Genomic DNA, 21,874 nt, shown 5'->3' with positions numbered 1-21,874 from the left:
TTGATCGCGCATGCCCATATTCGGGCGTGCGCGGTAGGCCCGGATGCGGAATGCATCCGGCATGAGTCATCTTGGAGATCGAAACATCAGTACCCCTGAAAAGCAGAATCGCCGCAACAACGAAATTCGCGTCCCACGCGTGCGCGTGATTGGGTCCGACGGCGAAATGATCGGCGTGCTCACGCGCGATGAAGCGCTGCAGATGGCCGAGGACGAAGGCTTGGATCTGGTTGAAATCCAGCCCAACGCCGATCCGCCGGTCTGCAAGATCATGGATTTCGGCAAGTTCCGCTTCGAGCAGCAGAAGAAGGCCAACGAGGCCAAGAAGAAGCAGAAGCAGGTCGAGATCAAGGAAATGAAGTTCCGCCCGGTCACCGACGAAGGTGACTACCAGATCAAGCTGCGCAATATGCGCCGCTTCCTGGAAGAGGGCGACAAGATCAAGGTCAACATCCGCTTCCGCGGTCGCGAGATGAGCCATCAGGAACTCGGCCGTGAAATGGCCGCGCGCATCGAGGCTGATCTCGGCGAGGACATCGTCATCGAATCCCGCCCGCGCCTGGAAGGCCGGCAGATGGTGATGATGATCGCCCCGAAGAAGAAGTAACCGGCATCCGCTCCCGGCGCCAAAGCCGGAGCGAACCTCCTGATTTGCAAGGGAAACCAGGGCAGGGCATAATGCTCGGCCCGGTTTGCCGGGTTGTTTTTTGCTGTATTTGGACCTGTCGCGGATTTCTTTTGGAATCAGTGACTTACAAGCCGGCACGGGCAGGACGGAAAGTGTGGCGTCAAGTCACCGCCCAGGCCAGTCGAAGAAAATCCCTAAGGAAATCGCTATGCCCAAGATCAAGACGCATCGGGGCGCGGCCAAGCGCTTCCGGAAGACCGCTTCCGGCAAGTACAAGGCAGGCCACGCCAACCGCAGCCACATCCTCACCAAGAAAGCGACCAAGCGGAAGCGCAACCTCCGGCAGACGAATCACATTCGTGCCGAAGACAGCGGCCGTCTGGACCGCATGCTGCCGTATCTCTGAGGAGGGCTGAACAATGGCACGAGTCAAACGTGGTGTGCAGGCACGCCGCCGTCACAAGAAGGTTCTGAAGCAGGCCAAGGGCTACTACAACGCCCGTCGCAAGGTTTTCCGCGTCGCCAAGCAGGCGGTGACGAAGGCCCTGCAGTACGCCTACATCGGCCGTAAGCAGAAAAAGCGCCAGTTCCGCACGCTGTGGATTGCGCGTATCAACGCCGCGGCCCGCATCAACGGCCTGAGCTACAGCCGATTTATGAACGGCCTGCTGAAGGCCGGCATCACCCTCGACCGCAAGGTGCTGGCGGATATCGCCGTGCACGACGCGAAGGGTTTTGCGGCCTTGGCTGAAAAGGCGAAGGGCGCGCTCGCGGCGTAATCCGCGATCTCCACAGAAGCAATACCGAGGCGGTGCGAATCGCCGAATACGTGGGGAAGGGCGCAAGTCCTTCCCCACATTTCGTTTGGGCGTTCGTTTTCTATCCGTCATCTCGCACTCGCGGTGCGACGGTGAGGGATTTGCGAGAATCGAATCAATGAGTGACGTCGAACAAATCAAACAGCAGGCGCTGGCCGACATCGCCTCGGCGCAGACACCCGATGCGGTCGAAGCGCTGCGCGTGGCACTGCTCGGCAAGTCCGGCAGCATCACCGCGCAGCTGAAATCGCTGGGCGCGCTGCCCGGCGATCAGCGCAAGGCGGTGGGCGAGGTCATCAACCGTGCCCGCGACGCCATCGGCGAAGCGCTGACGGCGCGCAAGGCGGCGCTCGACGCCGCGGTGCTGGATGCGCGCCTGGCGGCGGAAACCATCGACGTGACCTTGCCCGGTCGCGACGCCGCGCGCGGCGGTTTGCATCCGATCAGCCGCACTATCGAGCGCATGGCCGACATCTTTGGCCGCATGGGCTACGACATCGAGAGCGGCCCGGAAATCGAGGACGACTGGCACAACTTCGAGGCGCTGAACTTCCCGCCGCATCATCCGGCGCGCGCGATGCACGACACGTTCTATTTCGGCGACGGCCGCCTGCTGCGCACGCATACCTCGAACATGCAGATCCGCTACATGCTGCAGCACAAGCCGCCGCTGCGCATGATCGCGATCGGCAAGGTGTACCGCTCCGATTCCGACCAGACCCACACGCCGATGTTCCATCAGTGCGAGGGCCTGGTGATCGACGAGCACGCCAGCATGGCCGATCTGAAGGGCACCATCGCCGAATTCGAGCGCGCCTTCTTCGAGCGCGATTTCGCCATGCGCTTCCGCCCGAGCTACTTCCCCTTCACCGAACCGTCGGCGGAAGTCGACATCGCGTGGGAACAGGCCGACGGCAGCACGCGCTGGCTCGAGGTCATGGGTTGCGGCATGGTGCATCCGAACGTGCTGCGCAACTGCGGCATCGATCCGGAGCGCTACACCGGCTTCGCCTTCGGCATGGGCGTGGAGCGGCATGCGATGTTGCGTTACGGCGTCGACGATCTGCGCAGCTTCTTCGACAACGACGTGCGTTTCCTGAAGCAGTTCGCCTGAAGACAAACGGCGAGCGGCCGGCAAGACGACAAGAGTTGTCTTTCCGCCGCCGCTCAACGCTGACCGGATGAGTAAGCAATGAAATTCTCCGAAAACTGGCTCCGCCAACACGTCGAAGTCGACGCCACACGCGAGCAGCTGGCCGCCACCCTGACCGCGATCGGCCTGGAAGTCGAGGACATCACGCCGCTCGGCGCATCGCTCGATGGCGTGATCGTGGCGCGTATCGTCAAGTGCGCGAAGCATCCCGAGGCCGATCGCCTGCAGGTGTGCCAGGTCGATGCCGGGAAGGGCGAACTGCTGCAGATCGTCTGCGGCGCGCCGAATGCACGCCCTGGTCTGGTCGCGCCGTTGGCGACGATCGGCACCAGGGTCGGCGACATCGTCATCAAGGCGGCGAAGCTGCGCGGTGTCGAATCCAACGGCATGCTGTGCTCAGCGAAAGAGCTGGGCGTGGATGCCGATGCGTCCGGCCTGCTGGAGCTTCCGGACGACGCGCCCATCGGCGCACCGCTCGCCGAAGTGCTCTGCCTGCCCGATGCCAGTATCGAACTGAAGCTTACGCCCAACCGCGCCGACTGCTTCGGCATTCGCGGCATCGCCTACGACGTCGCCGCGGCCTGTGGCAGCAAGGTGACGTCATTCGACGTGACACCGATGCCGGCGCTCAACGATGCCGCCCTGCCGGTGGAACTGCACGCCGGCGCCGACGTGCCGCGCTACTGCGGCCGCGTGATCGAGGGTGTCAACGCGGCGGTGGCGACACCGTTGTGGATGAGCGAGCGTCTGCGTCGCAGCGGCATCCGTCCGGTCTCGTTCCTGGTCGACGTCACTCAGTACGTGATGCTGGAAATCGGTCAGCCGATGCACGCCTTCGATCGCGACACGCTGCGCGGGCCGGTCGGCGTGCGCCATGCGCGCGCGGGCGAGACGACCAAGCTGCTCAACGGCGAGACGGTGACGCTGGACGAACAGTTCCTCGCCATCACCGACGGCGCCGGTGCCGAGCAGCGCGTCGTTGCGCTCGGCGGCATCATGGGCGGCTACGACAGCCGCGTCACCGACGTGACGCGCAATGTGTTCCTGGAAGCGGCGCATTTCACACCGGCGGTGATCATCGGTCGCGGGCGCAAGCTCGGTTTGCATACCGATGCCGGTCATCGTTTCGAACGCGGTGTCGATCCGGAACTGCCGCGCATCGCGATCGAGCACGCCACGCGCCTGATCGTCGAGATCGCCGGCGGCGCGCCCGGCCCGATCACCGAAGCCGTGTTGCCCGAATATCTCCCACGCCCGCAGCCGGTGACGCTGCGGCGTGCGCGGCTGGCGCGCGTGCTCGGCCTGACGGTGGCCGATACGGAAGTCGAGCGCATCCTGCACGCGCTCGGTCTCGCGGTCGAATCCAATGCCGACGGCTGGCGCGTGACGCCGCCGACGCGCCGCTTCGACATCGCGATCGAGGAAGATCTGATCGAGGAGATCGCGCGCATCCACGGCTACGACACGATTCCGACCACGCTGCCAGGCAGCACGGCGGGCGTGGTGACGCCGAGCGAGACGCTCGTGGGCGAATCCGAACTGCGCCGCCAGCTGATCGCGCGCGATTGTCTGGAAGCGATCAACTACGCCTTCGTGGATGCCGCGCTGTTGCAGCGCTGGGATGTCGCGCAAGGCAGCGTGCCGCTGGCCAATCCGCTGAGCGCCGAACTCGGCATCATGCGCACGCGTCTGTTGCCGGGGCTGGTCGAAGCGTTGGCGCGCAACGTGGCGCGTCAGCAGCCGCGGGTGCGGCTGTTCGAAGTCGGCAATGTATTTGCGGCGAATGAGACGCCTGAATCCGGCCCTGTAGAAACGAAGCACATCGCCACCGCCGTCTACGGTCCCGCCGCATCCGAGCAGTGGGGTGTCGCATCGCGCTCCGTCGATTTCCACGATCTCAAGGGCGATCTCGACAGCCTGGCCGCGCTCTCCGGCGCGCAGCTCGAATATCGTCTGTCACGCGCGCCGTGGGGGCATCCGGGCCGCTCGGCGGACGTGTTCCGCGACGGCGTGCAGGTAGGCTGGATCGGTGAATTGCACCCCCGATTGCAGCGTGCCCTCGACCTTGATCACCCCGTGATCGCCTTCGAGCTGGGGCTTGACGCATTGCAGCAGCGGGTGTTGCCGCGCGCTGGCGTGCTGTCCAAATTTCCTTCGGTACGACGCGATCTCGCGTTCATCGTTCCGGAAAATCTCGCCTGGGAGGCGATCTCCGCGACGGTGCGCAAGGCCGCGGGCACCAGCCTGCGCGAGCTGCGCCTGTTCGATCGCTACGTCGGCAAGGGGGTCGAAACCGGTTTCAAGAGTCTCGCCATGGGCTTGATTCTGCAGGACGATTCCCGCACTCTGACCGACCGCGACGTGGATGTGGTGGTGGCCGAAGTGACGGCTGCCCTGGCGTCCACGCATGGGGGGCGGATCAGAAGTTGAAGGAGTGGCGCTGTGCCTTCAGGCACTGCGCGATTCCTGAATGCCCGACCATGGACGGTGGGGCAGGACGTCCGAAGACAGTGTGGGCTGCGTCATGGATGGCATCAGGGTTTGTAAAGGAGCAGACATGGCGGCACTGACGAAAGCGGAAATGGCCGAGCGGTTGTATGAAGAAGTCGGCCTGAACAAGCGCGAGGCGAAGGAATTCGTCGACGCGTTCTTCGACGTGCTGCGCGAAGCGCTGCAGCAGGGGCGGCAGGTGAAACTGTCCGGCTTCGGCAATTTCGATCTGCGCCGCAAGAATCAACGTCCCGGACGCAATCCCAAGACCGGCGAGGAAATTCCGATTTCCGCGCGCACGGTGGTGACGTTCCGTCCCGGACAGAAGCTGAAGGAACGTGTGGAAGCCTACGCAGGCGGTGACCATGCTTGATCCCGGCAGCAATCGCGAACTTCCGCCGATCCCGGCCAAGCGCTACTTCACCATCGGTGAGGTCAGCGAGCTGTGCGACGTCAAGCCGCACGTGCTGCGCTACTGGGAAACCGAATTCCCGAGCCTGAGCCCGGCCAAGCGCCGCGGCAACCGCCGCTACTACCAGCGTCACGACGTGCTGATGGTGCGGCAGATCCGCGGCCTGCTGTACGAGCAGGGCTACACCATCGGCGGTGCGCGCCTGCGCCTGGAAGGTGATGGCGCCAAGCAGGAATCGGCGCTGAGCAGCCAGATCGTCAAGCAGGTGCGGATGGAGCTCGAGGAGATCCTGCAGCTGCTGCGCCGCTGATCCAGTCTGCGTTTCCTGCCTGCATTCAAGGAGGAAGGAAAGACATGGGAAGTTTCAGCATCTTTCATTGGCTGATCACGCTGGGTTGCTTCCTTGTTCCCGTAGCGGTGATCGTGCTCGTGATCTGGCTTGTAGTCCGGAAGCGCGAGGCGCCGCCACCGATCGCCTTGCCGCCGGTTGCCGGGCAGGAATCAGCGGGATTAGCCGAGTCGGCCGAATCTGGCCCGCGGACCGGAGACAGGCAGGAAGATTCCAAAGAGTGATCGACCAGAGGGTATAATCCCTCGCACCGGGGTATAGCGCAGCCTGGTAGCGCACTTGTCTGGGGGACAAGTGGTCGTCGGTTCAAATCCGGCTACCCCGACCAAATTACCGTCTCGTGACGGCTTTGAAAGTCCAAGAAACCCGCAGAAATGCGGGTTTTTTGTTGTCTCGGAGTCTTGGGGCGTCCAGTGCCGGCTCTTGCAATCTTGGGGCAACTGGGGGCAAATATGGGGGCAGATGGAGAGACGTGCCAGCCTGATGCCCCCAGTGAGATGCCCCCATGCCCCTTTCCGATGCTGCCATTCGCAAAGCAAAGCCCGCAGACAAGCCGTTGCGCTTGTTCGACGGCGGCGGCCTATATCTGGAAATCGCGCCCGCTGGGGGCAAGTGGTGGCGGCTGAAATACCGCTATGGGGGCAAGGAAAAGCGGTTGGCGCTCGGGGTCTATCCCGATGTCGGGCTGGCGCAAGCGCGCGCCAAGCGAGACGAGGCGCGCAAGCTGCTGGCCGCTGGCGGCGATCCCGGCATCCAGCGCAAAGCCGAAAAGGCCGCAGGCAAAGAGCGTGCGGCCAATAGTTTTGCGGTCATCGCCGCCGAATTGATGGCGAAGCGGGCGGGGAAGCTTGCTCCCGGCACGGCGATCCGTGAGCGTCGCCTGCTGGAAAAAGACCTTGGGCCGTACATCGGGAGTGTACCCATAGCCGACATTACGCCGCTGATGCTGTTGGCTGCATTGCAGCGTATCGAGCGGCGCGGCGCTGTGGAGACCGCACACCGTGCGCGCACGCTGGCGACCCAGGTGTTCCGCTTCGGTATTGCCACCGGGCGCTTGCAGTTCAACCCGGCGGCGGAATTGGCTGGGGCATTGTCGCAGCCGCAGGGCGGACATTTTGCCAGCCTGACCGAGCCGGCAGAAGTTGCTCCCTTGCTGCGCGCGCTGCACGGATATCAGGGAACCCCAGTCGTCATGGCTGCATTGAAGCTGGCCCCGTTGTTTTTCGTGCGCCCTGGGGAACTGCGCCGCGCGCGCTGGGCTGACATGGACTTGGATGCGGGCGAGTGGCGCTACACGGCAAGCAAGACCGGGATGCCGCATATCGTGCCGCTGGCGTCGCAGGCCGTGGAAATCCTGCGCGACCTGCATCCGCTGACCGGGCGCGGCGAATACGTCTTTCCGGGCGTGCGCGGCAAGGATCGGCCGATGAGCGAGAACACCGTGACCGCTGCACTACGTCGCATGGGCTTCGATGGTGACACAATGACCGGTCACGGCTTCCGCGCGATGGCACGTACCATTCTGGACGAGGTGCTGGGCTTCCGCCCCGACTATATCGAACACCAGCTTGCCCACGCCGTCCGCGATCCGAACGGCCGCGCCTACAATCGCACAGCGCACCTGGCCGAACGCCGCAAGATGATGCAGGCATGGGCGGATTATCTGGACGCGCTGCGAAACGATGCGGACAAGGTCATTCCGATAAAGAAACCTCGGGTCGCGTGAGACAGAGGCATCGGCGGGGTTGGCGCTCTAACCGGAACGCAAACTCCTCTCATTGTTCCGCCTTGTTCTCAGTCGGCGAAACGCGGCTGGCTGAGACGCCGATCTCCTTTTTACAGTGTCAGAAAACTCCGTCCTTGGGCACAGCCCCAGGCACATACTTTTTCTATGTCCAAAAACTCTCTTGGGTGCGCCGAACCGCATTTCACGGCCTTCTAGCGGGTGGGAGCCACCCCTATAGCGGCCAGAGTCTAGGATGGCCTTCTATTCCTGCCGGCGCACCTTCTAGGTCCATTCCAGTCCTGCAAAAGGCGTCCGCATCCCCAAGGTCTGGGGCCGGATCAATTTCTACCCAGTATTAAATTCGGGCCGCACGGCTTTGCCCAAAGCCGAGGCCATAAGCTTGGAGCGGCGTGTCTATTTTCTTCTACTTTAGACTTGATAATTTATGCCAACTATCGATACAAAGCGGATGTTCGCAATTAGTCTGTTTGAACGGCGCGTGGCATGCTCCAGCTAACAATCATCGTGCTGTCAATGTCTTTCGACAAAGCGCCCCAGGCACCTCTTTGGTCACGAAGTTCCCATGATGCTCCGCTAGGTCCGCTAGTAATTTAGCTAAGCCGTCATCTGCCAAGGAAAGAGTCAACGTTCCAGCACAGCACCTATTATCCTTGAATCCATCAGATCGTGAATCGAGCACTCTCGGCGCAGATGCTGGTAACACTGTTGCGCAGCGCGCGGAGAGTTGGGTACAAGCGATGTAGGGAGACGGCTGTTCGGTCATTGCTTCTCTGACGCCGGCAACAATTTCAGGGCGAGGGGTGCCGTGAGAACCGCGGCCGAGCGAGAACAGTACAACTGAAGGTTCGACAGATGCGACAAGGTCGCGGGCGAAACTCCGGTTGTCGCTGACGGCGGCGCGTCCGCCGTGGTGTGGAAAGATCAGTATCTGAGCATGCAGGTTAGCTTTGTTGTCAACCATGCGATCGAGGCTGCGTCGGTCTGCGTCACCAGCTAGCAAACAAATCCTGTTCCCATTGTGCTCGACCAAAACTACGGCAGACATGTTATTTGCCGTGACCTTCTGTCCATCGATATCGATTCCGCCCGTGCCGGTCAAGCACATTTCAGGTTGTGGATGCACGATGTGCAAGGTGGTTCCAGCCATAGTGATAGTGCCAGAATCGGCAGTGCTTACCGAAGGATGGACCGTCGTGGCGGTCTGAAATTCTTTGTGTGCAGTAGCTACAGCTTGGCGAAATCGCAACCACGCCTGCGAAGTCCGTCTGTCCGGATTGACATACACATGGGCAACGGGGCGTTCCCGATTGAGAATCAGAGGGACCGCGCCGGATAGATGATCTGCATCTGCGTGCGATAGGACTAAATAATTTATCGATTGAATGCCGAGCTCATCCAGAATTCGCGCGACGATGGGCTTCGCTGGGGCATCAATGACGATGGCCTCAGTGCCATGTTGAATAATGGCGCAATTGCCATGCCCAACGTCTACAACAATTAGCTCACTCGAGGCCATCGTTCGGATCCGGCGCTGGGGCAAGCTTCACATCCTCAAAATACAAATCGATCTGCTTTTCTGTCCGCAGGTTCGTCATTGCACTCAGCGTATCACCAGGCTTGATGCCGTCTCTGTCAGCTTCTTTTACTAGCGACATCGGAAACCGGACTGCGTTCGAGGAGTGCCAGCCGTGAACAACCGCATCTATCACCTTAGCGCCGTTCACTTTTTCGATGGAAAGAACTTCCAGCAGCGTTAACTGTGGGATCCGGTCATCTTTTCGGCCACGTGTAATCTCCACAACACAACGGGCAAAGGCATCGCGTAGCTCGTCCGGCTCATCGGCGTCTTCGCGCCTTAGGACGACAGGAAGATTCGGTCTATAGCTGCGGATTGCGATATCGGCATCCTGATCAAGGTACTGGGTTACCAGGATCGTCGGGTGCTCCCTAAGTACTAGTCTGGACGCCAGATCGGCTCCTGAGATATCGGCGAAACCGCCATACCGAAGCCGATGATCACAAACTGCAGCATCGGAACTTGTGACTATGGCGTTCACGAGTTCCTCGATGGACTCGTGCGCTTCTTGGCGGAATGCTGTGAAATCTCCGTCTTCAAGAGCCCCAATAATTGTCTCCGCTGCATCGTCGTCGTCGTCTATGACTGCGACCGTTTTTATCGCGCGCATGATGGCAGTTCCAATTAGCTGTAGTTGGACATGAGAGGAAAAACAAAGCGAAACTTGGCTCCTCCGTCAGGCGTGTTGGATGCGGCATAGGTCCCGCTGAGGTCGAGTGCCGAGTCCTTAGCGATTGTCAAGCCGAACCCTGTTCCTTCCGGACGAGTGGTCTTTCCGGGAAGCCAGATATCAGCAATATCCATCGATATGCCCGGACCGTTATCTTCAATCTCTATGGCAACAGTGTTGCCTTCGGCAATAGCCCGTAGATGCACCTGACGGTCCTTAGTACGGGCACCCGGTTGCTCAAACGCACTTACAGCGTTTGTTAAGCAATTGGTGATGATTGTTTCCACCAGTGCTTCAGCGCCAAACATTACGGCACTCTCTACATCGTGCGGCTCGAAGTGCAAAACGATCTTGGCGTCGCGCAGTACTGGTTGCCAGAGATCATGAAGTTGGTGGATAACCTTGTTAACATCCACAGCGCCGTGTCGGCGCTTCTCGCGCTTAAGAAAATCGATCTGCATTCCTGCGAAGCGCGTTAGACGGTTAGATGCACTCACGATTCGATCCAGAGCCGGGATTAGCCTCTCGACGGTCCTTGCTGGCTTAAGAGATTTTACGCGGTGTCGAATACTCTTCTGGGAGCCGGCAATAGTACGAATTGGTTTCCCAACTTCATGGGCAAATACAGCGGCAGTTGTGCCTGCAGTAGCCAGGGAACGATAAAGAACGAGATCGTCGCGAGTAGATTTTAGAGCCTTCTCAAAGGTCTGCTGCATGCGATCAAGCGCCCTGATCGCGCGTTCCTGTTCTTGCGCCGGCATAGCCCTGGTGATCGATCTTTCCAGATCCGCTCTAGCCTCGGTAGGTCCCCGGCGCATCTCTTCTTTCTCGAGGTCCCGACGCGCCTCAGCATCGCGCAGGCGGCGTCTGGCGAACCATTCAAGAGCGTTCTTGGCGAAGCGCCTAATTTCTAAAAATTCTTCGCTTTCGATAAATCCGAAACGATCTGTCTTCTGGCGCAGAATGCCGTCAGGATCGTCAACAACAACGCGCCCAACGCTGTTGTTGGTCGATGGCCGTTCCTCTGGGCTTCGAGCACGAGCCAGGTTCATGTCAAGCCAGTCGTGACCAGGATCACCGTATGGAGGAACTCGAAAATGGCGATGATAGAAATGAACACCGCCCACGAGTTTCAGCCATTGCCTGACCTCGCCAATCGTCGACGATCTGCCAGCAAATGCATTCTTATTGAAAACGAAATTGTAGAGTTCAAAGATCGTTCTCGGAGCGTTGTACTTAGCTTCGCTGGCGGGCTGTCGGGGAAGCCAATCGGGGGCTTCCGCACTGTAAAGAAGTATATTCTTCCAATCACGTACCTCTGCGAACGCCGTACCGTCATCGCGTATCTCGGCGCGCAGGATGAACTCAGCGTCCTCCAGATATGCATTCCTGACACGTGCTTCGAGCTCCGGATACTCAGGGGCTGTCAAATTCACGCGAAAGTCGCTTCCTCCGTCGAAAGGACTTGTGAGAAGCACAATGCTGCGTCCAAGTCGATCGACCTCCGCACGGTTAAGTGCACGTCTTATTCCTGTCAACGTGATGGTCGTGCCTGGGCTATCCCGCTCAGCAAGCGTGATGGGCAGGACAACATCTTCGACAACACGAACGGATTCAAAATTCTTCCAATCGACCTCTACAGCATAAGCCTCGTTTTCATCCATGTGCCGAGTGATCATCAGCGCTTTAGCGCCTGCGCGCAGCGCAGCGAGACGGCCTAATCCCTTGTCTCCAACAGTGCGTCGACCGCGGATGGGCGTGAGCTTGCTGCTTTCCTTGGATGATCCACCAAGTATCAGCCAGCCATTCCTAATGTCGTCTACCCGCATTCCGATGCCGTCGTCTGAGAGCACAATTGTCCCCCCAGGCTGCTTTACATCCTTAAGCTCGATCGTGCAGAGTGAGGCGTCAGCATCGTAGGCGTTTCGAATAAGCTCGATAATCGCTTGGTCAAGATTGGGAACCAGTTCTTCGCCCAGCCGTGTCAGGATAGAGGGAGCGAAACGAAAGCTGCTTGATGCTGGAATCATGATTATGCTGCCCCTAAGCCTGCTCGCCATCCCAGATTGGCACGGACGCAATCGCTTCAACTGTGAGATGGCGACAACGGATGTGATGGTTTAGCCATTCATCTGTGCGGAAATCCTTGAAATTCTTAATGATCTTCTGGCAGTCCTTGATCGTTCCGCTCCGAGGACTAATCACCAGCAGGTGATTTTCGACCAGCCATGGTCCCTTGCCGCGGACGAGTGTCGCGCGTGCGCGCTGCTTGTCTTTTGGGCTGGATGTTCGACGCACAACCACAAATGGACCATTTTGCAGGCGTGCTTCAAACCGTGCTTTCTCTGTAGGCGTCTCGACTGCCCCCCAGATCGGCGAATTTCTCGCAGTCAGATATCCGTGTGGCCTTCCTGTTTCTTCGGTCCGGTGTGGGACCACCGGTCCGACGCCAACACTGCAAAGATCCGCCACCTTCTCCAGGGTTCCAGTAGATTTTTGGCTGGGCGTAAGAAGCTCCACTGCAGAGACTTTCACTGCAAGGCTCTTCGTTACCGCGCGAAGGATCGCCACATCAATATCGGCATCTCCGCCAAAACTTCCGTGTCCGTTGAAGCTCGTAATTTCCATGCGATTTCTGAGTGCTTCGCGAAAGCCCTTATACGAGCTTCCGCTACGGAGAACATCAGGAACGAGGGCGATCAGGCCGACATTTTCTGGTGCTGAACGCAATACGTATTCGACGTGGAGAGCGGCCGCAGATCGCTTCCCCGCGCCGACGTAGCTATCACGGCCCGCTAACATGCGCTGATACGGCGGGTTCATGACCAAGCAATCGCCGGAATGCAACGTCAAAGGCGTTGTGAATAAGTTCCCAGCGCGAAAACTTCGCGGGAGTGGCCTGAAATGTGATGTGTCTATCGTTTCTCTATGACGAGTCATCGCCAAAGCTTGGATTCGTGCCCACGCAATCCTTAGGAAGGATTCCCGGAGATCAATCGCACCGAGACGTTTCTCCCAAGCTTTGATTGTGAGAGTTGAGGTCTCTTCTAGCGGCAAGCCCTTACAGATTTCCAGAAGGAGATCGCCCGTGCCTGCACTTGGGTCCAGGAATCGTGACCATTGTTCAATGTTCAACTGTTCCACGAGGGCTCGTGCCCACGTTGAACCCGAGAAAAACACACCATGCACACGCCTATCTTTGCGTGGCAGCAGCTTATAGACCATGTCATTTGCATGGCCGTTTATCAGGGCATGATCGGTCGTACTCTTTACATCCTGTCCACTGGACGGCTTCGCTCCCTTCTTCGTAAGGGCATCCGCAAATTTGGCCAACCGGGTTTCGCCGTTCATTGATATCGGCCAAGGCTAAAAGTCGCCATTGTGGCATTTTGCCGATTAGGCCTGGCCTCAGCAAGCATGGCGAGAACGAGGTCTGGACAATGGATCAGCGGGCTTCAGTGCGTGAGGGCACAATTGCAAGCCGCGACCTTAGCCCGTCAGTGTTCGCTTTTGGCGGGCAGCGGTCATCCAGCCATGAGCTAGTGCGTACTACTAACACTCACGGCTCTATGTACTGGTAACAATTATTAGGTGTCCAGTAGGTGGTCAAGGCGAAGTGTTTTTTACCTACTCATAGGCCCGCTGGCTGGGCTTGTAATCATTCTTAAGCCCAATAGATGGCCACACTGAATCCATCCGCTGGGCCTGTCATTGGCTCTCTAGCCCATTGAGTGGGCATGAAGATCTGAATTTTGGTCTATAGCGGAAAGGGACCAGGGGCGCATCCCATGCATTGCTGGATGTAAGAGTTGCTCCCACATCCAAGGGGCGGCCCTCGATCCGATCAATACGTCTCCAGGTGAAGGCGTAGAGGTTCGGCCGGTTCCTGCCGCCCTGCTGGGTGCGTTCGATGACTCGATAGTGTTCCAGCTCCGCACAGGCTTTGGCTAGGGTTGTGCGGGACTTCCAGCCTCGCTTCTTCATTAAGGTCCAAGCGGCGCACAGATAACCGTTGTTGTACCCGGTGTACTGGGTAGACAAGTCCGCTACTAGCTTGTGTGCCCAGGGTGACATGAGCCGCCAGCTCTCGTGCCTAGTCAGTTGCACCGGCACAACGAACGCCATGCCACCCTTGATATCCGCCCAGCGGTCCGCGCCGGGCTTGGGTTTACGGGCCATAGCGGCTCCCCTGTACGCCTATAGCGGGTGTGGGGCTAGATGGGGCTTCTACCCTTACCGGCGCATGTCCTGGACGGGGTTGCATCCAGAAGCCTTGGGCGTTCGTTCGCCACCCCAGTTCGGCAAGTTCGGTTGGGGTGAGACATCGGCGCTTGTGGGTTAACTCTCCCGGCCGCGCATAGGCGCCGGTCCGGTGCCGGTCGAACTCCCGGACGCTGGAGAACAGCAGACCGCAGGCGGCGCACTGACAACGATTGCCAGTGAGCCGCAGGCCGATCGAGACCGAAGAAGGGTTCCTGTTCTCAGGACCAATAGTTAGGGGACATCCCCCCGGAAGCCGGCTCATGTGGCCCCCGTCGCATCGCGCACGGCAATGCGCTCAGCAATCCAGCGGTCCACCTCGCGGGCATCCCACGCGGAGGCGCGCTCGCCGAGTTTGACGGGGGCCGGAAATTCACCGGAAGCGATGCGCCGGTAGATGACGGCGCGGGACAGGCCAGTGCGTGCAAGCACGTTCGGCAGACGTTCAAGGGTCAAGCCCCCCGTGGGAGGTTGAAGAAACAGGCTTTCAGTCATCGTTTTTGTTCTCAATCGATCACCCGTACCGGACGGCAGCGGGCACTGCGAGATGCAGCGATAGAGAAGGTCTACGATTGGCTGTTCAGGTGGAAGGCAAATTTCCACCGCCTAACTTTGCCAGCAAGCTAGCTAGTCCTTGTCTATGCCTACAAAGTTAGGCTGCCCTATTTTGTCGGCAAATTTTGCTCGTCCTCTTTTGCCGCTTGAGCTGCCAAGGCAAGCCTCGTTTCGTTGCAGAGCCATTCTTCGCAGGCTGGCCGGATCGTGCGCCGCATCTTGTCGGAGTCTATTCGTCGAGTCGGATACAACGCATCAGCGAGCACTCCGTTTGTGATGTCAACCCCCGTTGCACGCGCCCAAGACAAAACTAATGCAAGCGGCACATAGGCATCGTCATACCACTTGGCGAAGTCATGACGTGTAAAGGCTTTTGTTGCCGCTCGGTGAAAATCGAGCCTTCTCGAAGCGGCCAACCATGCTTTAAAGTCTTCAATCAAAATTGCATCTGGCAGGTCCATATCCACCCAGATTGCGCGGCTTGTGGTCAGTTGCTTGGGATCGCCATTCTTTTTCATTGCTTCGCGCAGCGCCATGAAGAATGGGCGCTTACCATACTCGACGGATTCGATGCTCATGCGAGGTTTGCGACGCACGCGCTTCCCATTGGCCACATCTAAAGCCAAGCGGCGATATTCAATAATTGGTTTTGCTTCTGGAATCTGTTCCAACTCCAAAGCCATATAAGCGACCACACTGACACTCAGCGCGCCGACGCTGCGGAAGCGAAAATTATCAGGATCCGTCGTATAGCTTAGCCAAGGCCGATCCCATGCTGTATCTGCGGCATCGAAAATTTCCAATTCTGCAAATATTTCATTGATAGCTGCTTTGTCATAGCCGGACGCCGACCAATTAAATTCCCGGAGACTAAGAAGTGTGCCGAGTACGTCAGCCCAAACGACCGCGTCTGCATTTCTCAAGAATTGGAATTTGGAGATGTTGAACCATTGCGGCAAGTTCCCAACGTGCTTGATCTTTTCCATGCGCCCCTCGCCCCCCTAGAAAGACGCCGCACCAGACCGGCAGGGTGGACCGGTTTTTCGCCCCGTCGGGCTAGGTGCGGCGATACGAATCCACACCGGAGGTCATGTTCCCGGTGTTCTTTCATCATAAGGAATCCCGTCTCGTCGCATGAGATGCCGATACGGTTCAATACATCTCGGACGACTACAGGGGTAACGATGAATCAGGTGCGGCCTTGCCTACCTGTTCGTGATGACGCTTGCTCTTTCGCCAGCCGCGCAGCCAAGACAAACACCTTATCCAGCGAGACCCCCAACGTCTCAGCAAGGCGTTGCATGGACTTGAGGGACGGGTTCCTGACGCCGCGCTCGATGCCGCTGACATAGGTCCGGTCTAGGCCAGCCTCTAGGGCAAAGCCTTCCTGGCTCAAGTTCGCGCGCTCGCGAAGCTGACGGAAGGCGGGGCCGACGAATGGGGTGATGTCCACCTTGACAAGGTGGAGTGAATTGGCTTATTGATCCACGGACTATAAGTCACATGATGGCTAACAGGCAGCTGCCAATGGTTAAGGCGTCAAAAGAGACAAGGAGGGACGCTCGCGTATTCAGCCAGTTCGGATTTCTCCTACAGCATGACATGCCAAATTCTGAGTGCGAGAGGTACTTAGTATCGTCATCCTCAAAACTAGTGGCGAAAGCGGGATCTGGCGATATCTGAACGATGCGAGAGGAGGGCCCTTCTTCTAAGCAATGACGGAATCTGGCGCTCTCAGCCGTCTTTAGATGGGGGCGGTAATGCGGTTTCTTAGGAGCGCTGAGATCGTCAGATAGCTTGTTGTCATAAGAGGATGATGGCGAAGTCGGGGCGAGATTTGGTGGCGTGGCGGTAGACCGTTCGAAGAGGAAAGGTGGGTTCGGTGCATCGTGTCGATCTTGGCGCTGGTCAATAAGGGGTTTGGAAATGAGTAGAAGTCATCGGAAGTCATACCCGAGGTGGGGGCTGTTGTTTGCCGTCTTGATGGCTGTGTCATTAGCGCCATCCGCGCTCGCGCAGGAGGTAACAAAAGGATGGTTGAGCAAGGTCATGCCATCGACTCAGCGCTTAAAAGAACGTGACGTACAGATCGACATTGAGAATCTGTTTCAGGACAAACAGCAATATGGCGCTTTCACGTTTGAAGTGAAAGACCAGATCACCACTCCCAACAAGACTCTCTACAACTACCGGTTGAAACCGGTAGATGTGAACAGAACGCCCTGGGCCTATCTTTGGGGCAGCACGAATTACGCATCCGAAGACGCGATGATCCAGGCGATGAAGAATGCCAATCCGCCGGGTGCGGGGTGTTCTGCAACGACCGTGGTCGGGAATGGCCAATGGGTTGGTATCCCGGGAGGCGGAGCTGGCACCGGAGCCAACGGTGAAAACGAAGGCGAGGACCGGACGTACACGATCACCCGTTATATCGTTGCAGGTTCGTCGTGCAGCCCTTTGGTGAACAGTGGTGCATACGCACAACGGACCCGGTCCGTCGATTGCCCCAACACCGCCATCATGGAATGGCGCCCGGAGTTGAATGCCTGCGGTATGCAACAAGCCACGGAGACCGCATTCGCAAACTATTTGTTCTATTGGTCCGAGCCGCTAGTAAGCAACTGCGACTCTCCAGGCGGCTGCAATCCAGCTACTGGCGATAAGTCGGGGACTGAGACGGATGTTGATCTGGGTTGGATCACCTTCAGCCGTACTTATCATTCGTCGACGTCCACGGCGCGTGGTGGCTTCGGCTCCGGCTGGACGAATTCTCACAACATCCAATTGACGATGGGGCCGGATAAAAGCTCATCGGATGCCACGGTGTTAATCGGGTTGATTGATGTGGATGGGACACAAATCCCCTTCAAGAAGATCGGCACCGTCTATGAAGCCTTCGATGGGGGCGGGGACCGTATCGCAGCGAGCGGTACTGACTGGAAGCTCTATCGTTCCGACAAGGTATTGACCTTCGCGCCGAATGGCCAGTTGAAACGGCAGGATTTCGAAGATGGAACATCGCTTGTCTACGCCTATGACAATCGTAGCCGTCTCGTCACCATCACGCATTCAACTGGGCGCGCGCTGGTTATCGGTTATGGGGCGAGTCCTGACACCACGGTCATCCAAACAATTGCATCGGGCGGCGCAACCCTGGTGACCTATGGCTATACCACGACAGGCCAGGTGAAAACCGCAAGCTATCCCGGAGGTAGTTTCCGTGCTTATCACTATGAGAATTCCAACTTCCCCCTCAGCCTGACGGGGATCACCGCAGAAGACAATCAGCGCTATGCTTGGTTCGAGTACGACACCATGGGCAGGATCGCGACCAGCAAGCTGGCTGGTGACGTAGACAAGCTGGTGCTGAGCTACACCACTGCAGGAGGCGCGCTGATCACGGATGCCCTAGGGCTACAGACGGATTACAGCCTGACCGCGACGAGCGCCACAGGGCTGCCCCGCAAGGTGGACGATACGCAAAATAGCGCGGGGACGATCAAGCGAACCTATTACGACGAATCGGGAGATTTTCGCCGCCGCTTGAAGGTCGTTATCGACCGAAAGAACATTGAAACACAGCACTCTTATGGTGAGATGACGGACCCCGTCACCAATCTGCCGGCCAGCACCCATACCGTGGAAGAAGCCTATGGCAAGGCGGAAGGTCGCACTGTCGAGGAGCGCCGCGACCTCGCCAGTAACCGCGTCATTCTGACCAAGGTCGGCAATCGGGAGGTTCGGATCACGCGTAATGCCCGATTGCAGCCGCTCACGATGAGCGTCAAGGACACGGCCATCAACGCGGTTCGCACCACGACTTATGGGTATTGTGAGTCGGTCGATACTGTCTGTCCGATGGTGGGCTTGTTGAGAACAGTCGACGGTCCACGCACGGATGTCAGTGATGTCACGAACTACCAGTACCGGGTCAGCGATGATCCTAACTGCAGTACATCTCCCTCCACCTGTACGTATCGCAAGGGCGACCTCTGGAAGGTCGTCAATGCTGCGGGGCACGTGATTGAAATCCTGAAGTACGACAGTGCGGGTCGCCCGCTTTCCGCGAAAGACGCCAACGGTGTTGTGACCGACTACGGGTATTCCCCGCGTGGTTGGCTGACAACCCGTAAACTTCGCGGCGCCAACGATGCTGTCGAGACAGATGATCAGATCACGAGCATCGAGTACTCCACCACCGGGCAGGTCAGCAAGATCACAACCCCGGATGGTGCGTACCACGTGCTCACTTATGACACGGCACATCGACTGACCGGTATCGAGGACAGCGCGAAGAACAAGATTGTCTACACCTTGGATAAGGCAGGAAACCGGTGGCAGGAAGACACAAAAGATGTGGCCGGAGCCGTGAAGCGCACGCTCGCGCGTGAGTTCAATACGTTAGGGCAACAAACCGCACTGGAAGACGGCGATGCAATCTCCAACATCACCAACTTCACGTATGACGCGAACGGCAATCGGGACACCATCACCGATCCGCTCACCTATCGAACCCGGCAGAGCTATGACGCCCTCAATCGTTTGGCCAGTACGATTGGGGATGAGGCCGGCATACACGCCGAGACGGCCTATGAGTATGACGTGTACGACAACGTCAAGAAGGTCACAGATCCACGGGGGCTGAGTACATCGTATGTCTATAACGCCTTTGGTGATGTGACGCAGGAGGTCAGCCCGGATCGTAAGACCACGACCTATACCTACGACAGTGCCGGCAACCTCAAGACACGCACCGACGCTCGTGGGGCAAGCGTCATGGTGACGTATGAATACGACGCTTTGAACCGGGTCACGAAGAGTACGGTGGGCGGTGTGGTGCAAACCTTCGCCTACGATACCTGTACGAACGGAAAGGGCCGGTTGTGCGACACGACAGCTACAAACGCCAACACACATTTCGACTATATGCCTGATGGCCAGATCGCGCGCCGTAATGAAATCATCACAGTCGGGGGCGTCACCACCAATTATCGCACCGGCTATGGTTACGACGCCGCCGGGCGCCTCGTCGCGATGCGCTATCCGAACGAAATTCTGGTGGAGTACGGATACACCCTGGACAAACCGACGTCGATGACGGTGACTCAGGGAACGGCCAAGAGCAGCATCATCACCGGTGCTGCTTATGAGCCCTTCGGGTCGGCCAGCAGCTGGACCTATGGCAATGGCCTCAAGCGCCTGATCGGCTATAACAAGGATGGCCAAGTGGCGACCATTAGCGTCGACAACGGCCCGCTGCAAAGCCTGACCTACGCTTTTGATGAAAACAACCGTATCGACAAAGTCACCAATGCCGGCAATTCTGGCACCACGCTGGATTTTGAGTACGACGGCATCTCGCGCCTGCAGAAGTTCAGCACTGGTTTCAATGACATCTGGACCTACACGTATGACAACACCGGTAACAGGACCAAAGCCGTACTGAGTGGGACGTCCAGCCGCACCGACACATATCTGGTGGCCGGTGACAGCAACCGCCTGAACACCATCGGTGGGGGACAGACCGCCGCCTTTGGATACGACGGTGTGGGCAACACGACCAGTGGCTACGGACTTGTCTTGACCTACAACGGCTTCAACCGTCTGCAGTCGGTGAGCAGGAATGGGGTCACGGTCGGCGCCTACAATTACAATGTCTTTAACGAGCGGGTGGCCAAGATCGCGGGAGGGTTGACGACCCGGTACGCCTATGCGCCGGGGAATCAGTTGTTAGCCGAGCATTTGGACAACGGCGATGTATGGACGAGCTACCTATGGTTCGGCGGTGAGTTGGTCGGCTTGGTCCGGAACGGTCAAATTTACTACATCCACAATGACCACCTGGGGCGGCCTGAGATTGCGACCGATGCTGCAAAAGCGGTGAGGTGGCGGGCAAACAACTATGCTTTCAACCGTTCGGTGCCGACTGATGCCATCGGAGGCCTTAATGTGGGCTTCCCAGGGCAGTACTACGATGCGGAGAGCGGATTCTGGTACAACATCAATCGGTACTATGATTCGAACACAGGTAAGTACTTGCAAGTTGATCCAATTGGGCTGGATGGAGGGATCAATCCTTACGTTTACGGTGAAAATTCACCAAACATGCATGTGGACCCACTAGGACAAGCCCCTAATAAAAAAGGGGCAACTGGATGGTTTACTATGTATCAGCAGCTTAAACTAAGGAGTTTGAGCGAAATCAGCGATTTTTATGGGCCACGGGGGTACAAGAGATATTTTTATACTTCAACATACGGATGGGTAGATTCCAGGCACTTTGCAGAAGCTGCTCATCTGATTATTGATAATAATCTCTATTCATGGTACGCAACCTCGCTGGGTTATGTCGCAGAATCGTGGCAAACATTTAGGCAGGCTGTCGGTCTTGATGACTATCACAGTGGTTTTTCGCCAGAAGATCTCCCTAGTAATGACGCAGGCATAAATTTTGCCAAAAGCGTTGGGAAGGGGGAGAGTTTGGCGGATGCTTTTGAGAGATGGGCAAAGGAAAATGGTGCCAAGAACAGCAATGAATGGGGGACAGAATATGAGTTGCTTCCTTTGGATGATCCGGCCGCAGCAGATTGCCCTGGCGCTCAGAGTAATGTCAGATGGGCGCCATATGATCAAGGTATTCCACATACAAAATAGAGTGGGCGATTGTTCCCTGGTTAAGGGTAGGAAGATATGAAGCTTTTTGGATGGTTTTTATGCGCTGCTTTCTCTATGTTCCTTGCGGGGTGCGCGCCAAGCGTTTCTCTGCAGCAGGCTCAAGAGATAGCTAAGGACAGCGGGGTTTTGCTTGGTCATGAGGTTGGAGATATTCCGGCGTCTAAGTGGCCCGCGTCGGTGTCTTCTCTTAAACCATTAGAGGTATCCCGCAGGCCAGAGGGCGTTTACATCAGTACGTCTAAATTTCACGTTGAAGAGCACGGCGTATTTATATTGGATCCGCAATCCTCTTTTTCTCCTGCCAAGAATGGTGATCCAAGCTACAAGCCTATAACGGCAGGAATCTATACCTACCATATTGCGGGTTGAATTCACTGAATATCCAACTGCAGATGAACAAGGCCCGCACTGATGGCGGGCTTTTTTTGATTGAACGAAATTTTCCATCAAGGTCTCCACACTCTCGCCCGCATTGTCCTGCTCCCAAGATCCACAGCCGCTGTTGTCGGGTTGTAGAACGACACTGTCATCGTGTTCGCCG

The 21,874-nt window shown here is 57.8% G+C and carries 19 protein-coding genes and 1 tRNA gene; 12 read left to right on the top strand and 8 right to left on the bottom strand.

All coding sequences use genetic code 11. The features are described from left to right. Positions 1-61: 61 nt before the first annotated feature. The 10 genes from infC to LG367_RS15170 all read left to right on the top strand — a co-directional run bounded on the left by infC (position 62) and on the right by LG367_RS15170 (position 7,576). The gene (infC, locus tag LG367_RS15215) at positions 62-607 is read left to right on the top strand and encodes a translation initiation factor IF-3 (RefSeq protein WP_226470119.1); all 546 of its coding nucleotides are present in this window, start codon (positions 62-64) and stop codon (positions 605-607) included. A gap of 229 nt (positions 608-836) precedes the next feature. Next, entirely contained in the window at positions 837-1,034 is a 198-nt protein-coding gene (gene rpmI / locus LG367_RS15210) for a 50S ribosomal protein L35 (RefSeq protein ID WP_226470118.1), read from the top strand. 13 nt (positions 1,035-1,047) lie between these two features. Further along, complete coding sequence (gene rplT / locus LG367_RS15205; RefSeq protein WP_226470117.1) at positions 1,048-1,407, top strand: 50S ribosomal protein L20; 360 nt, start codon at positions 1,048-1,050, stop codon at positions 1,405-1,407. 157 nt (positions 1,408-1,564) lie between these two features. Beyond that, complete coding sequence (gene pheS, locus LG367_RS15200) at positions 1,565-2,560, top strand: phenylalanine--tRNA ligase subunit alpha (RefSeq protein WP_226470116.1); 996 nt, start codon at positions 1,565-1,567, stop codon at positions 2,558-2,560. 78 nt (positions 2,561-2,638) lie between these two features. After that, positions 2,639-5,029, top strand: a complete 2,391-nt coding sequence (pheT, locus tag LG367_RS15195; RefSeq protein WP_226470115.1) for a phenylalanine--tRNA ligase subunit beta — start codon at positions 2,639-2,641, stop codon at positions 5,027-5,029. Positions 5,030-5,156: 127 nt separating this feature from the next. Continuing rightward, positions 5,157-5,462: an integration host factor subunit alpha gene (locus tag LG367_RS15190; RefSeq protein WP_226470114.1), complete on the top strand. Its 306-nt coding sequence runs from the start codon at positions 5,157-5,159 to the stop codon at positions 5,460-5,462. Further along, positions 5,455-5,811 carry a MerR family transcriptional regulator gene (locus tag LG367_RS15185; RefSeq protein ID WP_226470113.1) on the top strand — a complete coding sequence of 119 codons (357 nt, stop codon included), beginning with the start codon at positions 5,455-5,457 and terminating at the stop codon, positions 5,809-5,811. Before LG367_RS15190 ends, LG367_RS15185 begins: the two co-directional genes overlap by 8 nt. Before the next feature lie 44 nt (positions 5,812-5,855). Continuing rightward, the gene (locus LG367_RS15180; protein WP_226470112.1) at positions 5,856-6,074 is read left to right on the top strand and encodes a hypothetical protein; all 219 of its coding nucleotides are present in this window, start codon (positions 5,856-5,858) and stop codon (positions 6,072-6,074) included. A gap of 27 nt (positions 6,075-6,101) precedes the next feature. Then, positions 6,102-6,178 (top strand) — tRNA-Pro (locus LG367_RS15175). Between the two features lie 177 nt (positions 6,179-6,355). Further along, positions 6,356-7,576 carry a tyrosine-type recombinase/integrase gene (locus LG367_RS15170; protein WP_226470111.1) on the top strand — a complete coding sequence of 407 codons (1,221 nt, stop codon included), beginning with the start codon at positions 6,356-6,358 and terminating at the stop codon, positions 7,574-7,576. A 520-nt stretch (positions 7,577-8,096) separates the two neighbouring features. On the opposite strand, the gene LG367_RS15165 is transcribed toward LG367_RS15170, so the two are convergent. The 8 genes from LG367_RS15165 to LG367_RS15135 all read right to left on the bottom strand — a co-directional run bounded on the left by LG367_RS15165 (position 8,097) and on the right by LG367_RS15135 (position 16,111). Then, entirely contained in the window at positions 8,097-9,113 is a 1,017-nt protein-coding gene (locus tag LG367_RS15165) for a ComEC/Rec2 family competence protein (protein ID WP_226470110.1), read from the bottom strand. Continuing rightward, positions 9,100-9,783: a hypothetical protein gene (locus LG367_RS15160; RefSeq protein WP_226470109.1), complete on the bottom strand. Its 684-nt coding sequence runs from the start codon at positions 9,781-9,783 to the stop codon at positions 9,100-9,102. The genes LG367_RS15165 and LG367_RS15160 overlap by 14 nt, the downstream gene beginning before the upstream one ends. Before the next feature lie 14 nt (positions 9,784-9,797). Then, complete coding sequence (locus LG367_RS15155) at positions 9,798-11,873, bottom strand: sensor histidine kinase (protein WP_226470108.1); 2,076 nt, start codon at positions 11,871-11,873, stop codon at positions 9,798-9,800. 13 nt (positions 11,874-11,886) lie between these two features. Further along, on the bottom strand, positions 11,887-13,194 hold the full coding sequence (locus tag LG367_RS15150; RefSeq protein ID WP_226470107.1) for a hypothetical protein: 1,308 nt from the start codon (positions 13,192-13,194) through the stop codon (positions 11,887-11,889). A gap of 817 nt (positions 13,195-14,011) precedes the next feature. Then, the gene (locus LG367_RS18755; RefSeq protein ID WP_425490983.1) at positions 14,012-14,368 is read right to left on the bottom strand and encodes an FDXHR family putative zinc-binding protein; all 357 of its coding nucleotides are present in this window, start codon (positions 14,366-14,368) and stop codon (positions 14,012-14,014) included. After that, a complete protein-coding gene (locus tag LG367_RS15145) occupies positions 14,365-14,598 on the bottom strand; it encodes a helix-turn-helix transcriptional regulator (protein WP_226470106.1) in 234 nt (77 codons plus the stop codon). Before LG367_RS15145 ends, LG367_RS18755 begins: the two co-directional genes overlap by 4 nt. 167 nt (positions 14,599-14,765) lie before the next feature. Further along, positions 14,766-15,644, bottom strand: a complete 879-nt coding sequence (locus LG367_RS15140; RefSeq protein ID WP_226470105.1) for a DUF6387 family protein — start codon at positions 15,642-15,644, stop codon at positions 14,766-14,768. 203 nt (positions 15,645-15,847) lie between these two features. Then, positions 15,848-16,111 (bottom strand): helix-turn-helix transcriptional regulator, encoded by a 264-nt coding sequence (locus tag LG367_RS15135; RefSeq protein WP_226470104.1) that lies wholly within the window; start codon positions 16,109-16,111, stop codon positions 15,848-15,850. A 584-nt stretch (positions 16,112-16,695) separates the two neighbouring features. Between LG367_RS15135 and LG367_RS15130 the strand changes: the two genes are divergently transcribed. Both LG367_RS15130 and LG367_RS15125 read left to right on the top strand, forming a co-directional pair. Next, complete coding sequence (locus LG367_RS15130) at positions 16,696-21,312, top strand: RHS repeat-associated core domain-containing protein (protein WP_226470103.1); 4,617 nt, start codon at positions 16,696-16,698, stop codon at positions 21,310-21,312. Positions 21,313-21,348: 36 nt separating this feature from the next. Beyond that, positions 21,349-21,702 (top strand): hypothetical protein, encoded by a 354-nt coding sequence (locus LG367_RS15125; protein WP_226470102.1) that lies wholly within the window; start codon positions 21,349-21,351, stop codon positions 21,700-21,702. Positions 21,703-21,874 lie beyond the last annotated feature (172 nt).

It is taken from the genome of Luteimonas panaciterrae (assembly GCF_020511115.1).
Lineage (GTDB): Bacteria > Pseudomonadota > Gammaproteobacteria > Xanthomonadales > Xanthomonadaceae > Luteimonas > Luteimonas panaciterrae.
This window is presented reverse-complemented; position numbering and strand designations above follow the sequence as displayed.

Coding starts and splice junctions, on each gene's coding strand:
- LG367_RS15150 (WP_226470107.1), bottom strand. CDS start 13,194: ATGAACGGCGAAACCCGGTTGGCCAAATTTGCGGATGCCCTTACGAAG.
- LG367_RS15140 (WP_226470105.1), bottom strand. CDS start 15,644: ATGGAAAAGATCAAGCACGTTGGGAACTTGCCGCAATGGTTCAACATC.
- LG367_RS15125 (WP_226470102.1), top strand. CDS start 21,349: ATGAAGCTTTTTGGATGGTTTTTATGCGCTGCTTTCTCTATGTTCCTT.
- LG367_RS15155 (WP_226470108.1), bottom strand. CDS start 11,873: ATGATTCCAGCATCAAGCAGCTTTCGTTTCGCTCCCTCTATCCTGACA.
- LG367_RS15170 (WP_226470111.1), top strand. CDS start 6,356: ATGCCCCTTTCCGATGCTGCCATTCGCAAAGCAAAGCCCGCAGACAAG.
- rpmI (WP_226470118.1), top strand. CDS start 837: ATGCCCAAGATCAAGACGCATCGGGGCGCGGCCAAGCGCTTCCGGAAG.
- LG367_RS15185 (WP_226470113.1), top strand. CDS start 5,455: ATGCTTGATCCCGGCAGCAATCGCGAACTTCCGCCGATCCCGGCCAAG.
- LG367_RS18755 (WP_425490983.1), bottom strand. CDS start 14,368: ATGAGCCGGCTTCCGGGGGGATGTCCCCTAACTATTGGTCCTGAGAAC.
- pheT (WP_226470115.1), top strand. CDS start 2,639: ATGAAATTCTCCGAAAACTGGCTCCGCCAACACGTCGAAGTCGACGCC.
- LG367_RS15160 (WP_226470109.1), bottom strand. CDS start 9,783: ATGCGCGCGATAAAAACGGTCGCAGTCATAGACGACGACGACGATGCA.
- rplT (WP_226470117.1), top strand. CDS start 1,048: ATGGCACGAGTCAAACGTGGTGTGCAGGCACGCCGCCGTCACAAGAAG.
- LG367_RS15180 (WP_226470112.1), top strand. CDS start 5,856: ATGGGAAGTTTCAGCATCTTTCATTGGCTGATCACGCTGGGTTGCTTC.
- LG367_RS15165 (WP_226470110.1), bottom strand. CDS start 9,113: ATGGCCTCGAGTGAGCTAATTGTTGTAGACGTTGGGCATGGCAATTGC.
- LG367_RS15145 (WP_226470106.1), bottom strand. CDS start 14,598: ATGACTGAAAGCCTGTTTCTTCAACCTCCCACGGGGGGCTTGACCCTT.
- pheS (WP_226470116.1), top strand. CDS start 1,565: ATGAGTGACGTCGAACAAATCAAACAGCAGGCGCTGGCCGACATCGCC.
- infC (WP_226470119.1), top strand. CDS start 62: ATGAGTCATCTTGGAGATCGAAACATCAGTACCCCTGAAAAGCAGAAT.
- LG367_RS15190 (WP_226470114.1), top strand. CDS start 5,157: ATGGCGGCACTGACGAAAGCGGAAATGGCCGAGCGGTTGTATGAAGAA.